Genomic DNA, 13,734 nt, shown 5'->3' on the forward strand with positions numbered 1-13,734 from the left:
GAGGATCCGAGAAAACACGCGCGCCCGATGCTAGCATCGCTCCCCCGAAGCGAGGACGAGGGGCGGGAGACACGAACGAACGGCGATGCTGCAGAACGAAAACAACGGCCCCCCCGAGGCGCATCCCAAGAGCCCGGACCCCAATCTCCCTTTGGCCCGGACCGAAAGCGCGGAATCACTCGCAGAGCCGGGCTCCGAGGCGGACGCCGGGCCTTTGCGGGCCGGCTCCAGCATCAAGCACTACGAGCTCATCCGCAAGCTGGGCGAGGGCGGCATGGGGATCGTGTTCCTCGCCCGCGACACCAAGCTCGGCCGCCTCGTCGCCATCAAGCTCCTCCTCGAACACAGCGGCCAGGGCGCCGAGCGTTTTCTCGCCGAGGCGCGCGCCACCGCCCGCTGCAAGCACGAGAATATCGTGGTCATCCACGAGGTGGACGAGCACGACGGATACCCGTACATGGTGCTCGAGCACCTCGAAGGCCGCACCCTCAGCGCCTTTCTGGCGCAACGCGAGGTGCCCGGCGCGTTCGAGCCCCGCTCCCCCGCCGACACCCGCAGCGGGCGCGTGTCGCCGAGCCTCGCCGTCGAGCTCGTCCTGCCCGTGGTGCGCGCGCTCTCGTGCGCCCATCAGCTCGGGATCGTGCACCGCGACCTCAAGCCCGACAACATCTTCCTGACCGGCGGCGGGCACGTGAAGGTGCTCGATTTCGGCATCGCCAAGCGCTTCGAAGCCGAGGAGCTGTCCGCGATCACCGCCTCCCGGCCGCCGCTCGTCAAGGGCTCCGGCCTGACCGAGGACGGCGCCCTCCTCGGCACGCTCCCGTACATGTCGCCCGAGCAATGGCGCGCCGAGGACATCGACGCGCGCAGCGACATCTGGGCCGTCGGCATCATTCTGTTCGAACTCTGCACCGGCGCGCACCCGCTCGCCCCGGCCAACCTGTTCCAGCTCTCGCAGGTCGAGATCCTCGACATCCCCATGCCCAGCGTGAGCGACAAACGCGCGGACGTGGGCCCGCTCGGCGCCGTCATCGACCGCTGCTTGAAGAAACACAAAGAAGAGCGCTTCAGCTCGGCCGAGGAGCTGCTCGCCGCGCTCGAAGCCGTCTTGCCCGGCCGAAAGTCCCTCGCGCCGAGCGAGGACGAGAGCCCCTTCGCCGGCCTCTCTGCCTTTCAAGAGGCGGACGCGGCGCGCTTCTTCGGCCGTGATCGCGACGTCGCCAGCGTCCTCGGCCAGCTCCGCCACCAGCCGCTCGTGGCCGTGGCCGGGCCCTCGGGCGCGGGCAAGTCGTCCTTCGTGCGCGCGGGCGTGATCCCGGCCTTGAAGCGCTCGGGCGAGCGTTGGGAGACCTTCCTCCTGCGCCCGGGGCGCCGGCCCCTCGCCGCGCTCGCCGAGGTGCTGCTCCAGATTGCGGCGGCCGCGCCGGAGAGCACCCGGGCGGGCGCGGGCGAGCCGAGCGACCCTGAGGATCTCGTGGCCAGCCTGCGCGCGCAGCCGGGGCTCCTCGGGGCGCGCTTGCGGTCGCGCTGCCGCCGGCAGGGGAGCCTGCACCGCATTCTGCTCTTCGTCGATCAATTCGAGGAGCTTTATACCCTGGGGACCGACCCCGCCGAGCGCGCGGCGTTCGCCGCTTGCATCGAGGGCGCGGCCGACGACGCCTCGTCCCCGCTGCGCGTCATTCTCTCCATCCGCTCCGATTTCCTCGATCGCATGACCGAGGATCGAAAGCTGATGACGGAGGTGATCCGCGGGCTCTCGTTCCTGCCGCCCGTGGGGCACGAGGGGCTGCGCGAGGCCTTGACGCGGCCGATCGAGGCGACGGGGTATTCCTTCGAGAGCGAGGAGATGATCGTCGGCATGCTCGGCGCGCTCGAACGTACGCAGAGCCCGCTGCCTCTCCTGCAATTCACGGCCGCGAAATTATGGGAGGCGCGGGATCGGGAGCGCCGCCTGCTCACCCGGGACAGCTATGAGCAGCTCGGCGGGGTCGCGGGGGCGCTGTCGACGCACGCGGACGCGGTCCTCTCCGGGCTCTCGTCGCTCGACCAGCGGCTTTGCCGGGCGGTCTTCCTGCGCCTCGTCACGCCCGAGCGCACGCGCGCGGTGGTGAATTTGGAGGAGCTTTATGCGCTCGCCGAGGACGGCCGCGCGGTGGAGCAGGTGGTCCATCACCTCGCCGACGCGCGGCTCCTGCTCATCGAGACCTCCGGCGGGCGCGAGGGCACGACGGTGGAGATCATCCACGAGTCGCTGGTCGAGCGGTGGGCGAAGCTCAAGCAATGGCTCGACGAGAACGAGCTCGACGCGCAGTTCCTGGCGCGGCTGCGCGCCGCGGCCGAGCCATGGGAGGCGAGCGGGAACGCCGAGGGTCTGCTCTGGCGCGATCGCGCGGCGGAGGAGGCGCGCGTGTGGCTCGAGCGCCGGCGCGCGCAGGGGCGCGAGGCGTCGGCGGTCGGGTTCGGCGCGCGCGAGGAGCGGTATCTCCAGGCCGTCATCGCGCTCTCGAAGCATGCGCGGCGCATGCGCCGGCGGATCGCCGCGGGCACCGTCGTCACCCTCGGCGCCATTGCCCTCCTCGTGTCGCTGCTCGCGAGCCGGGCGAACCGAGAAGCCGCGCGCGCGGACGAAGCTTCGGCGCTCGCGGATGAAGCTTCGGCGCTCGCCCAGGACGAGGCCCGGCAGACGCGCAATACCACCCGCATGGCCCTGGCGCGCGAGCTTCTGGACACCGATCCGACGACCGCGCTCGCGCTGCTGCGCGAGGTGGAGCCGCCCGGCGTGCCGCGCGAATGGTCCGACCTGGCGCTGACGGCCATGCACAGCGGGCTCACGCTCGTGGTGCTCCCCCACCACGACAGCGTCTTTTCCGCGGCGTGGAGCCCCGACGGCAAACGGATTGCTTCTGCGTCCCGGGACAAGCTCGCGCGCGTGTGGAACGCGGATGGGACCGGTGAGCCCCTCCTTTTGCGTGGTCACGACAGCGCGATCAATGCGGTCGCCTGGAGCCCCGACAGCAAACGCGTCGCCTCCGCCTCCGACGACAGGACGGCGCGGGTGTGGAAGGCCGACGGGACGGGCGAACCCCTCGTCCTGCGCGGGCACGAGGATGCGGTGAGCTCCGTGGCCGTGAGCGCCGATGGAAAGCGCATCGTGACCGCGTCGTATGACAAGACGGTGCGGGTCTGGAATGCCGATGGCACCGGCGAGCCCCTCGTTTTGCGTGGCCACGACAATGCCGTCCTGTGGGCGGATTTCAGCCCCGATGGGAAGTACCTCGTCAGCGCCTCGCAGGACCGGACGGTGCGGGTGTGGAATGCCGACGGGACGGGCCAGCCCCTGATCTTGCGCGGGCACGGGAACAAGGTGCGGTTCGCGTCGTGGAGCCCCGATGGCAAGCGCATCGCCACCGCGTCGGAGGACAAGACCGCGCGGGTGTGGAATGCGGACGGGTCGGGCGAACCTCTGATCTTGCGCGGGCACGAGGGCTGGGTCCGTTCGGCGAAATGGAGCGCCGACGGCACGCGCATCATCACCACGTCCGACGACAAACGGGCGCGGGTCTACAGCGCCGATGGCGTGGGCGAACCCTGGATCCTGCGGGGCCACGAGGGCTGGGCGCGTGCGGCCGAATGGAGCCCGGATGGCCGGCGCATCGTCACCGCGTCGTCCGACAGGACCGTGCGCATCTGGGACGCCCGGAGGATGGGGGAGCGGCGGGTCTTCCGCGGGCACGAGGGCGCGGTCTCTTCCGTGGCGTATAGCCCCGGCGGCGAGCGTATTCTCACGGCGTCGGAGGACGGCACCGCGCGGGTATGGAAGGCCGACGGGTCGGGTGAACCTCTGCTCTTGCGCGGGCACGAGAACTGGGTCTCCTCGGCGGCGTGGAGCCCGGACGGCAGCCGCATCGTCACCGCCTCCGAGGACCGGACGGCGCGTCTCTGGAATGCCGAGGGGACAGGCGAGCCGGTGGTGCTTCGCGGGCACGAGAGCGCGCTCAATGCGGCGGCGTGGAGCCCCGATGGCAAGCGCGTCGTCACCGCCTCCGAGGACCGGACGGCGCGCATCTGGAACGCCGATGGAAGCGGCGAACCGCGGGTCCTCCGCGGGCACGAGGGCGAGGTCCGCTGGGCGGCGTGGAGCCCCGACGGCGCGCACATCGCCACGACGTCCTCGGATCGGACCGTGCGGGTGTGGAATGCCCATGGGGCGGGCGAGCCACGGATCTTTCGCGGACATGATCATTGGGTCGAATTCGCGGCATGGAGCCGCGATGGCAAGCGCATCGTCACCACGTCCTCCGACCGGACGGCGCGCGTGTGGGACCTCGAGGGCACGGGCGAGCCGCTGGTGTTGAATGGGCACGAAGGCTGGGTCCGTTCGGCGGCGTGGAGCCCGGACGGCAAGCGTATTGCCACCGCCTCCGTGGACAAGACGGTGCGGATCTGGAATGGCGATGGGACGGGCGAGCCGGTGGTCCTTCGCGGGCACGAGGGCTGGGTCTCCTCGGTGGCGTGGAGCCCCGACGGCAAGCGCCTCGTCACCGCATCCGACGACCAGACCTTGCAGGTGTGGAACGATCTGATGCCGCTCGTCAGCCCCGAGGACCCGCAGCTATGGGCCGCGACGCCCTATTGCGTACCTGTCGATTGGACGGTCAAGCACCTCGGCGTGACCGAAGAGATGGCCCGCGCCGAGCAGCGGACCTGCCAGCGTCGCGTCGAAGCGGCCGCCGGCGGCGCGTCCCGATAACACAGGAGCCCTACGCCCAGACCAGCGGCAGGCTCGTGACGGCCAGGTTGAAGCCCCCCGTGAACCGCGGCGGCGCCTGGGGGTCGAGCCGGAACGGCGGGATACGCTTCAACCACTCCTGGTAAAACACCTTTATCTCCAGGCGGGCCAGGTTCAGGCCGACGCACCGGTGGGGGCCCGCGTTGAACGTCATGTGTTGCTCCGTCCGGCCCAGGGTGAACTGCTCGGGATTGGGGAATGCGGCGTCGTCGTAGTTCGCCGCGGGAAGGAGCAACAACAAGGCGTCGCCTTGCTTGAGCTGGACGCCGTGAAGGACCACGTCGCGCGTCACGCGCCGGGGCGGGCACGCGACGCCGTAAAGGCGCAGGAGCTCCTCGACGGCGCTGGGCAGGAGGCCCGGGTCGGCCCGGAGCTTGGCCTGCAATCCCTGATCCCGCGCCAGGTGACGGACGCCGAAGCTCAGGGCATTCACGACGGTGTCGAGCCCGCCGAGGAACAGGGTGATGCTGTAGCCCAGCATTTCCTGGAACGTGGGCTTGCGGCCGTGGATGTTCGCGTCGAGCAGCCGGCTGATCAGGTCGTCCTCGCGCTTCTCCTGCCGGAGCTTGATGGACTCCGTCAGGATCCCCGCGATCCGTTTGAAAATCTGCTCGCGGGTCGCGTGATCCACTGTGGCGGAGGTGGCCTGCGTGGCGAGCTCACGGAACTCGGCCAGGCGGTTCGTCGGCATGCCGGCGAGCTGCATGAAGAGCGTGACGGGCAGCGGCTCGGCGATGTCCGAAAGGAAATTGCAGCGTCCTGCGTCGAGCACGTTGTCGATGAGCTCGTTCGTCATGGTGCGGATCGCCGTCTCGAGTGTGGCGACGGATTTCGCCGCCAGGGGCTGGTTGAGGGGGGCCCGGTAGGCGGTGTGTTGCGGCGGATCCGTCGAAATGGGCAACATCAGGAAGCCCGGCTGCGGGGCCGCGTGCTCCCCTTCCCCTGCGTGGGATTCTGCGGCGTGGAAGAGGCTGTTGCTGTAGACCTCCGGGTTCATCGTGATGTCCACGATGGCCTGCTTCCGGGTGACGAACCAATGGCCCCCGTTGTGCGGGGAGAAGAAGATGGGCGGCGCCTCCAGGACGAGGGAGCGCATCCGGGCGTGCGGGTCCTCGAGCATCCGCGGATCTCGGCTGCTGTCGTAGTCGTACACGAGCTCCGGCGGGACGTGCGCAGGAATCTGATCCAATTTCTGACCGCTGAATGCGTGCATGTTCGAACCTCTCTCGGAATGGTTCATTCACTCGTCTGTGAAAGGGGGAGACGGACCACGAGTCCATCCAGCGCGGGCGTCACCGTGATCTGGCAGGTCAGGCGGCTGTTCGGCCGGACGTGATAGGCGCATGCGATCATTCCCTCTTCCGCCGCATCGGGCGGGGGGACCTTCGGAAGCCAGGCCTCGTCGACATACCCGTGGCAGGTCGCGCAACTGGCAAACCCTCCGCATTCGGCGACGATGCCGGGCACGAGGTTGTCCATGGCCGCCTGCATGACGGACTGTCCCTCCTGCGCCTCGACCTCGTGCTCCTTCCCGTCCGCCTCGATGAATTTGATCTTCGGCATTCTTCCTCCTGGATTTCGATGAACGATGGTCTTCAAGCGGCGAGGCTGGCGAGCGGGACGGCCGCGTCGCCCAGGCGGGTGACGTCCACCTGCGCCCGGCTCGCGACGAGCCGCTTCGCGGCCATGAACTCCGCGGGGCGGCCCAGGACATCGGCGGCGAGGATCCGGTTGTCCTTGAGATAAAAGGCCGAGAACTCCTTGCCCCCGGCGGAGCCTCGCGTGACGCATTGCTCGTAGCCGGCGGAGAGCCCCACCATTTGCAGCTTCAAGCCGTACTGGTCCGACCAGAACCAGGGAATGGCGGCCGAAGGCTCCCGCTTGCCCATGAGGGTGGCGGCCGCGACGCGCGCATGCTCGATGGCATTGGGCACGGATTCGAGCCGGAGGCGTCCCCCCGCGAAGGCGCTCGGCTGGTTCGCGCAGTCCCCGATGGCGAGGATGGCCGGGTCGGCCGTGCAGGCGTATTCGTCGACGACAATGCCGTCGTCGACGGCGAGGCCCGCCCCGGAGGCCAGCTCCGTGTTCGGGACGAGGCCGATGCCCACGAGCACGAGATCCGCGTCGATCTGCTCGGGGATGCCGTGACGAACGATGCGGACGCCGCGCACCTCGCGCCCGGCCTCGTCGAGCGCGAGGCCCTGCACCTCGCAGGCGAGGCGGAAATCCACGCCCCGCTCGTGGTGAAGCTGCTCGATGAAGGTGGACACCTCCGGCCCCGTGACGCGGGCGAGCAGGCGAGGCGCGGCCTCCAGCACCGTCACCCGCAGCCCGAGCTGCACGGCCACGGCCGCGACCTCGAGCCCGACGTAGCCGCCGCCGACGAGGACCAACCGGTTGCCCGCGACAAACTTCGCGCGCATCGCCTCGATGTCGGCGATCGATCGCACCGAGAACAGGTTCTCGATCGGCGCGCGCGGAAGCCCGGGGAGGGACAAACGACGCGCGCGGCCGCCCGTGGCCAGGACGAGTTTGTCGTAGGAAAGACGGCTCCCGTCCTGGAGGGCGAGCGCCCGCGTGGAGCGGTCGATGGCCTCGACGCGCGCGCCGAGCCGGAGCTCGATGTCGAAGCGCTCGTAGGTCGCCAGGGGTTTGAGGTAGAGCTCGGCCAGCGCGACCTTTCCGAGCAGGAACCCTTTCGAGAGCGGAGGGCGCTGGTAGGGCGGATGCGGCTCGTCTCCCAGCAGGACGATCCGCCCCGGGTAGCCCTGCTTTCGTAACCCGGCCGCGAGCTCGCCACCGGCCTGGCCGGCTCCCACGATCACGATGCGCTCATCCATGTCCGCGACGTACCTCTCGTGCGTCTCAAGGCAACTTGTAGTTGCCATAGTACCCAGACGTGGAGCTTTGGCAACAACGAGTTGCCTTTGTGGCAAATCTGCGCGAAAATCCCGGCGGATCCGTTAGATAGACCCAGGCCATGCAGCACGAGAGCACCCCCCCGCCCGGTCCTCGAACCCGCCGCACCGAAGGCACCCGCGTCCATGGACGCGCCGAGCGCGTGGTGTCGGCCGTGCTCACCGCGACGCACGAGGAGCTCGGGCGCGTGGGCTACGGCGCGCTGCGCATCGAGGATGTCGCGGCGCGCTCGGGGGTGAACAAGACGACGATCTACCGGCGCTGGCCGACGAAGTCGGAGCTCGTCGCGGCGTCTCTGCGCGCGGCCAACGAGGAGCAGGAGGCGGTGGATACGGGCACGCTGCGCGGGGATCTGCTGGCCGTGGTGATGCGCTCCGTGCGGTTGTGCCAGACACCGACGGGCCGGGGCATCGTGCGGATGTTGCAGATGGAGCGCGCGGATCCGGAGGTGGAGGCCATTTCGAGGGCCCTGCGCGATCGACGGCAGCAGCGCAACACGGCCATGCTCGAACGCGGCATCACGCGCGGCGAGCTCCCCGCGGACGTGAACCTGGAGCTCATCCACGACCTGATCTTCGGGGGGATTTTCACGCGCCTCATCCAGCGCGGCGAGGACGTCAGCGAGGACTACGCCGCCGCGGCCATCGACACCGTGCTCGCGGGCGCCCGCGCAGGTGCGGCGCGCCTGCCCCGGTGAGGGCGAGCGCGCCCGATCGTCCAGCGCTCAGGGACGCGGCGCGCGCGCGCCGATGCTCCAGCAGGCCGCGGAGAAGCGAACGTCCGCGCCGTGCACATAGGGCTCGAAGGCGGCGCGCACCGTTTCGAGGACCTGCGCGCGCGTCCGATCGTCCACCTGTTGAAGGATCAGGCCGACGGGGCCGAGCCGGGTCAGGTACCGGACGAGCTCGCTCGCGGGCAGGGTGCAGGCGACGTCGATCGGCTGGATGTCGATGTCGGCCCAGCCGCTCTGCGAAAGGAGGGCGGAGACGCGGCGCGGGTCCGCGAAGGCGAACTGCCCCGTGGGCGCGTCTGGGCGGCGGACGGGGAGGTTCGGCAGGAGCGGCGCCGCGGCGCGCTCGGCCGTCGTCATGAACGGATTGTCCGCGGCGCTCCGCCAAGCGATGAACCGGCACGCGGCGTCGGGTTTTGCCGCGCGCCGCAGGTTCGCGAAGGCCCGGACAGGGTCGTCGAAGAACATGACGCCGAAGCGCGAGATGAGCATGTCGAAGCTCGCAGGCTCGAACGCGTGGGTCTGCGCGCTGTCGCGGAGGAAGCTCGCGGGTGTGGTTTCCCGTGCGGCGCGGGCGCGGGCGGCGGTGATCATCGGCTCCGAGAGGTCGATGCCGACCGAGCGGCCCTTCGCGCCGAGCCGCCGCGCGACGGCGAGCGTCGTGCTGCCCGTGCCGCAGCCGATGTCGAGCACGTGACTCGCGGCTCCGGCGGCGACCGCTTCGACGAGCAGGTCTTCGAACGGTTGGAACATGTGATCGAGCAGCGCCTGCTCGTCGACCCAGGCATGTCCGGCAGGGCCGTTCCAAAGCTTCGATTGTTCGTCCTCGGTGGGATGCGCTACGGCCATGATCGTCTCCTTGGCTTGCCTTCGAGAAGTGGAAGCTGCACGGTGCCAGTTCAAGTCGACTTGAGGTCAAGAGGGTGAGAGACCTGGACATCGCGGAAGTTGCGCGTCGGTCTGGCGTTCCTGCCTCGACGCTGCGGTTCTATGAGGAAAAGGGGCTGATCACATCCATCGGCAGGCGAGGCTTGCGCCGTCTGTTCGATCCCGGCGTGCTGGAGCGGCTTGCGCTGATCGCGCTGGGGCGCACCGCCGGTTTTTCGCTCGACGAGATCGCTCTGATGATCGCGCCGGACGGGCGGCCGCGTATCGATCGGCAAAGGCTCATGGCCAAGGCGGAGGAGCTCGACGCGACGATCCGCGACCTCTGCGCGATACGCGACGGCCTCCGGCACGCCGCGGCCTGCCGCGCGCCGAGCCACATGGAATGCCCGACCTTCCGCCGCATTTTGCGGGCCGCCGCATCGGGCGCGAGGGGAGCACGAAAGAAGAGGGCTCCGCTGCCGCCGCGGGGCTAGCTCGATTCTGCCCATGACGCGGAATGCGGTGCGCCATAGGGCGCACGGCGCGACGTAAGCGTGCTGCGGATTGGCCGCTCCGAGCGGCGCGGGCTACGCTGAAGCATTCTTATCGTTGGCAGGATCGGAATGGCACACGCAAATGGCGAGCATTTCGCGCACGAGGTGACGCTTGCGTCCTGCGGCTCCTGGGGAGTCCCCGCGCGCAAGCAGAAGCTCTCGTCGCTCGACGAGGTCCTCGCCTACAGGAACCGCGACGTCGTCCAGCGCTTCCTCGTATCGTATCCCATGGATCCGGCGGACGCAGAGGAGATCTTCACCGAAACGAAGCGATGGCTCTGGCTGATCGGACAGAAGAGCAAGCTCCGTAGCCGCAGGCGGCTCCTCGTGACGCAGCCGATGGCCGCGCTCGACGAGATGTGGCATTGCTTTCTCCTGTTCACGCAGAACTACGGGGCGTTCTGCGCTCGCTTCTTTGGGCAGTTCATTCACCACGAGCCCGTGACCCTGGCCGAGAAGGCACGAGCGCGGAGGCGCATGCAGAAGGATCCGGAGGGATTCGCCCGCGCCTTCGCTCGGCAGATGGAGTGGCAATACGAGTTCGTCGCGGAGCACCTCGGGGAGGAGACGCTCCGCAGGTGGTATGTCGAGCTTCCGTTGAAATATCCCATGGAAATGTTGCAGCGGCTGAATGCGCAGTCGGCTGTGGCGGGTCGGCATCGTTGAAGGAGACGAGCATGAAGAAGCAGAACAAGGTGAGCACGAAGAAGGCGGGGAAGAAGGCGCCGGGGAAAAAGGCGCTCATCCAGTCGCTCGTGAAGAAGGACATCGAGAACCTCACGTCCGGCGGCGCCGTCCTGACGTGTGGCGGCACCATGTGATCGAACGGAACGAAGGCACGGAATCGAGCGGCCCCCGGGTCATCCGGGGGCTCCGCTCCCGATAGGCCGCACCATGGATTCGAACGAGCTGATTCGCGAGACGTACGACCAAGTGGCGCCGAGCTACGATCAAGACGAGGCCGATCAGGTCCTCCGCCGTCGGCTCTACTGGTTCGTCTACGAGAGCCTCACGTGGAACGCGGTGGCTGCCGTGCTCCCCGAGGGCCGGAGCCTACGCATTCTCGACGCCGGAGGCGGGAGCGGCAAGTACGGCGCGCTCTTTGCCGAGCGGGGTCATCACGTCACGGTGCTCGATCTCTCGCCGGGAATGCTCGAACAGGCCAAGGCCCGCTTCGCGCAGCGAGGGCTGCTCCCACGTGCCGCCTTCGAGGTGGGAACCATCGTCTCCTTGCCCTTCGCCGACGGCGCATTTGATCTGGTGTTCTGCGAAGGCGATCCGGTCTCGTATTGCACCTCCCAATACCGAGAGGCCATCGCGGAGCTGTGCCGGGTCGCGGCTCCAGGGGCTTACGTGGTCCTCGGGGTCGACAATCGACAGTCTTATTTTCTAGGCGCCCTGGAGTCCGGAAAGAAGGCGGAGGCCATGGACATTCTGCTCACCGGGCGGGCGACCTGTCCGTACGGGCTGCCCGTCCACGCCTTCACCCTTCGCGAGCTCGAGGACGCGGTGGATGCGGCCGGCGCGGAGGTGGTCGAGATCTTCGGCAAGCCGATCCTCTTTCGCGAGATGCTGGAGGCGCTCGGGGCGGCGCGGGGATCCGGCTTCGATCCATGGGAGGCTCGGCAGGAGTTCCTCGCATTGCAAGAGCGGATTGCGCACGAGGGGTATACGACCGCGGGTGGCCACCTCCAGGTCATGGCGCGCCGCCGCTGAACACGCCAGTCCCTGCTACTGCAACATCGCGCTGGCCTCCTGCGGCATCACGAGGGCGAGGATCTCCTCGCCGCTCCGGGAGGAGAGCACGGCGTACGTCGCGGGGCAGAGCGACAGGATCTGCTCGAGCCACGCGTCGGCCTCGAACGCGGTCAGCTCGTCGTGCGACGACGTGATCCAGCAGAGCAGCCCGAGCAGCGACGACGGCCCCGCGAAGATCCGCAGCTCGCCTCGCCCGCCCTGGAAGATCCCGCACGTCGCGGCGCCGCGGGTGAACGAGACCGAGAGGCGCACGAGGCCTGCGGCCGGGTCGTACCCAAGGGAGAGCGTCGAGTCGACGGCGACGCGCCGCACGGCGAGCCCACCCGAGGGTGCCCCGCCGATCGGCGAAAAACCTGCCTCGTGGAGGTGGTGCGCCGCGCGCCGGCAGAGGTCGTCATGCTCTCGGTCCATGTTGCAGTCCATGTCGAACTATATTTGCAACTAAGATACGTTTGCAATATAGAAGGCCCTCGTGATCCTTCATGCCGTCACATCTTCACGCCAGGACAGCTCGTTTCGCCTCGGCGGCGCTCCCGACGTCCTCGCGTCGATCCACGAACCTTCCGTGAACGTCGCGATCTGGGCGCGTCCGGTCCCGCCGGGCCTCGGGCCCGAGATGGCGGCGTGGGCCAGCAAGAAGGACGCTTTCGAGGGGGTCTTCGACGCGGCGGAGATCAAGGCGGGCCGGCCCTTCGACCCCGACGACGACACGAGCCCGCTGCGCTCGGATCTCGGGCGTCTGCTCCGGCGCTTCGCGGAGCTCACCGGCGCCCGGCGCATCCAGGTGTCTTTCGGAGCGATACGGCACGATCAATGCCGCAAGTTCCACGTGGACTACGTGCGCCTCCGCATGGTGACCACGTACCTCGGGCCTGGGACGGAGTGGTTGCCGGACGACGGGGTTCGTCGGGAGGAGCTCGCGCCGGCCCCGCTCGCGCCCGCGGAGGCCAATCGCCGGATCGTGCGGGACCCCGATAAGGTGCGCCGGGCAAACGCCGGAGACGTCGTGCTGCTCAAAGGGGAGCGATATCCGGGCGCGGAGCGGGCGGCGGTGCATCGATCACCGCCCATTCAGGAGCTCGGCGTCACGCGCGTCGTGCTCGTCGCGACGACCTACGACAAGAGATGAGGGAGGGCGCGACGAACGCGAGGAGCCATGGTCGATTTCATCGGACGTGCTGCGTGACCCAGTCGACGACCGAGCGATGTCGGGGGCTCCAACCGAGCTCGGCGCGGGCCTTGTCGGCGCGGACGCGGCTGTTGGAGCCGAGCGCGAAGACGGCGAGCTCGCGGCCCCATTTCGCGACCGCTGCCTCGGCCGGCCAGGACTGCGCCTCGCCCAGCCCGAGCGCCTTGCCGATCGCGCGGACGAGATCCCCAAACGAGGCCTCGCCGTTCTCGACGTAGTAAAAGCTGCCCGCGGGCGCCTTCTCCAGCGCGAGCAGATAAAGGTCGACCACGTCGGCGATGTGGACGTTGGACCAGATGTTGAGGCCGCGCCCGATATAACGAGGAATTCCGCTCTCCTTCGCCTGCGCGACGAGCGGCGGAATCTGCACGCTCTGCGCGGGGGGGCCCAGCGTGTCGCCATAGATCAGGGTGTTGCAGAGCACGATGGTCCGCACGGCAGGCGCCGCGTCGACGATGCGCTGGTTCAACGCGACGCGGTGGACCTTGTCGGGCTCGGGTTTGACCGGGGTGTCCTCCGTGTAAATCGCGTCGGAGGGCGCGCCCATCGCCTCGTCCCCGACGATGCTGCTGCCGCTCGTGTGGAGAAAGGGTTTGCCCGACCCCGCGAGCCCGGCGAGCAAGGCCTCGACGGCGCCTGCGTGATCACTGTCGGCGGCGTTGATGACGGCGTCGGCGGCCTTCGCCTCGGTGCTCAGCAAGGCGGCATCGTCGAGCGTGCCAAATACGGGCGTGATGCCCTTCGCGCGGACGCCGTCGCCCTTGGCCGTCGAGCGAACGAGGCCACGCACGGTATGGCCTTGGGAGGCGAGCTGCGCGGCGATGGAGCCACCGATGTAACCACTCGCGCCAGTCACGAAGATCTTCATGCGACGTTCCTTTCCACGCAGAAGGATGGAAGCTCCGCGGCCCTTCGGGAATCCGCGCCG

Annotated in this window: 13 protein-coding genes and 1 pseudogene; 8 read left to right on the top strand and 6 right to left on the bottom strand. The window is 68.9% G+C overall.

Translation table 11 applies throughout. The features are described from left to right. Positions 1-85 precede the first annotated feature (85 nt). Together QHF89_RS34110 and QHF89_RS50250 are read left to right on the top strand one after the other, a co-directional pair. Positions 86-3,394: pseudogene (locus QHF89_RS34110) on the top strand (nSTAND1 domain-containing NTPase); the annotation flags it as partial. A gap of 75 nt (positions 3,395-3,469) precedes the next feature. Further along, complete coding sequence (locus QHF89_RS50250) at positions 3,470-4,750, top strand: WD40 repeat domain-containing protein (RefSeq protein ID WP_425440850.1); 1,281 nt, start codon at positions 3,470-3,472, stop codon at positions 4,748-4,750. Positions 4,751-4,760: 10 nt separating this feature from the next. Here QHF89_RS50250 and QHF89_RS34115 read toward each other — a convergent pair whose 3' ends face one another. From QHF89_RS34115 to QHF89_RS34125, 3 genes are read right to left on the bottom strand one after another with little or no spacing between them, the layout of a single operon-like run. Then, positions 4,761-6,002 carry a cytochrome P450 gene (locus QHF89_RS34115; protein ID WP_136971833.1) on the bottom strand — a complete coding sequence of 414 codons (1,242 nt, stop codon included), beginning with the start codon at positions 6,000-6,002 and terminating at the stop codon, positions 4,761-4,763. Positions 6,003-6,025: 23 nt separating this feature from the next. Then, positions 6,026-6,352, bottom strand: a complete 327-nt coding sequence (locus QHF89_RS34120; RefSeq protein WP_136971832.1) for a 2Fe-2S iron-sulfur cluster-binding protein — start codon at positions 6,350-6,352, stop codon at positions 6,026-6,028. Positions 6,353-6,384: 32 nt separating this feature from the next. Continuing rightward, positions 6,385-7,629 (bottom strand): NAD(P)/FAD-dependent oxidoreductase, encoded by a 1,245-nt coding sequence (locus tag QHF89_RS34125; protein ID WP_136971831.1) that lies wholly within the window; start codon positions 7,627-7,629, stop codon positions 6,385-6,387. Positions 7,630-7,769: 140 nt separating this feature from the next. Between QHF89_RS34125 and QHF89_RS34130 the strand changes: the two genes are divergently transcribed. Then, complete coding sequence (locus tag QHF89_RS34130) at positions 7,770-8,405, top strand: TetR/AcrR family transcriptional regulator (RefSeq protein ID WP_136971830.1); 636 nt, start codon at positions 7,770-7,772, stop codon at positions 8,403-8,405. Positions 8,406-8,432: 27 nt separating this feature from the next. Here QHF89_RS34130 and QHF89_RS34135 read toward each other — a convergent pair whose 3' ends face one another. Continuing rightward, positions 8,433-9,287, bottom strand: a complete 855-nt coding sequence (locus tag QHF89_RS34135) for a class I SAM-dependent methyltransferase (RefSeq protein WP_136971829.1) — start codon at positions 9,285-9,287, stop codon at positions 8,433-8,435. A gap of 74 nt (positions 9,288-9,361) precedes the next feature. On the opposite strand from QHF89_RS34135, the gene QHF89_RS34140 reads away from it, so the two are divergent. The 4 genes from QHF89_RS34140 (at position 9,362) to QHF89_RS34155 (ending at position 11,575) form a co-directional block, all read left to right on the top strand. Beyond that, positions 9,362-9,799 (top strand): helix-turn-helix domain-containing protein, encoded by a 438-nt coding sequence (locus tag QHF89_RS34140; RefSeq protein ID WP_136971828.1) that lies wholly within the window; start codon positions 9,362-9,364, stop codon positions 9,797-9,799. Between the two features lie 129 nt (positions 9,800-9,928). Beyond that, entirely contained in the window at positions 9,929-10,525 is a 597-nt protein-coding gene (locus QHF89_RS34145; protein WP_136971827.1) for a glycine-rich domain-containing protein, read from the top strand. Between the two features lie 11 nt (positions 10,526-10,536). Beyond that, on the top strand, positions 10,537-10,680 hold the full coding sequence (locus QHF89_RS34150) for a hypothetical protein (protein WP_284721273.1): 144 nt from the start codon (positions 10,537-10,539) through the stop codon (positions 10,678-10,680). Between the two features lie 73 nt (positions 10,681-10,753). After that, complete coding sequence (locus tag QHF89_RS34155) at positions 10,754-11,575, top strand: class I SAM-dependent methyltransferase (RefSeq protein ID WP_136971826.1); 822 nt, start codon at positions 10,754-10,756, stop codon at positions 11,573-11,575. A 15-nt stretch (positions 11,576-11,590) separates the two neighbouring features. Here the strand turns inward: QHF89_RS34155 and QHF89_RS34160 are convergent, their stop codons facing one another. Further along, a complete protein-coding gene (locus QHF89_RS34160; RefSeq protein ID WP_136971825.1) occupies positions 11,591-12,028 on the bottom strand; it encodes a hypothetical protein in 438 nt (145 codons plus the stop codon). 61 nt (positions 12,029-12,089) lie between these two features. On the opposite strand from QHF89_RS34160, the gene QHF89_RS34165 reads away from it, so the two are divergent. Next, entirely contained in the window at positions 12,090-12,746 is a 657-nt protein-coding gene (locus QHF89_RS34165; protein WP_136971824.1) for a DUF1826 domain-containing protein, read from the top strand. 37 nt (positions 12,747-12,783) lie between these two features. On the opposite strand, the gene QHF89_RS34170 is transcribed toward QHF89_RS34165, so the two are convergent. After that, the gene (locus QHF89_RS34170; protein ID WP_136971823.1) at positions 12,784-13,674 is read right to left on the bottom strand and encodes an NAD-dependent epimerase/dehydratase family protein; all 891 of its coding nucleotides are present in this window, start codon (positions 13,672-13,674) and stop codon (positions 12,784-12,786) included. Positions 13,675-13,734 lie beyond the last annotated feature (60 nt).

It is taken from the genome of Polyangium sorediatum, assembly GCF_029946465.1.
Lineage (GTDB): Bacteria > Myxococcota_A > Polyangia > Polyangiales > Polyangiaceae > Polyangium > Polyangium fumosum.

Bases quoted from the DNA above. Each gene is read 5' to 3' on its own strand.
- QHF89_RS34135 (WP_136971829.1), bottom strand. From the start codon at position 9,287: ATGGCCGTAGCGCATCCCACCGAGGACGAACAATCGAAGCTTTGGAAC.
- QHF89_RS34160 (WP_136971825.1), bottom strand. From the start codon at position 12,028: ATGGACCGAGAGCATGACGACCTCTGCCGGCGCGCGGCGCACCACCTC.
- QHF89_RS34155 (WP_136971826.1), top strand. From the start codon at position 10,754: ATGGATTCGAACGAGCTGATTCGCGAGACGTACGACCAAGTGGCGCCG.
- QHF89_RS34130 (WP_136971830.1), top strand. From the start codon at position 7,770: ATGCAGCACGAGAGCACCCCCCCGCCCGGTCCTCGAACCCGCCGCACC.
- QHF89_RS34115 (WP_136971833.1), bottom strand. From the start codon at position 6,002: ATGCACGCATTCAGCGGTCAGAAATTGGATCAGATTCCTGCGCACGTC.
- QHF89_RS34120 (WP_136971832.1), bottom strand. From the start codon at position 6,352: ATGCCGAAGATCAAATTCATCGAGGCGGACGGGAAGGAGCACGAGGTC.
- QHF89_RS34170 (WP_136971823.1), bottom strand. From the start codon at position 13,674: ATGAAGATCTTCGTGACTGGCGCGAGTGGTTACATCGGTGGCTCCATC.
- QHF89_RS34150 (WP_284721273.1), top strand. From the start codon at position 10,537: ATGAAGAAGCAGAACAAGGTGAGCACGAAGAAGGCGGGGAAGAAGGCG.
- QHF89_RS34125 (WP_136971831.1), bottom strand. From the start codon at position 7,629: ATGGATGAGCGCATCGTGATCGTGGGAGCCGGCCAGGCCGGTGGCGAG.
- QHF89_RS34145 (WP_136971827.1), top strand. From the start codon at position 9,929: ATGGCACACGCAAATGGCGAGCATTTCGCGCACGAGGTGACGCTTGCG.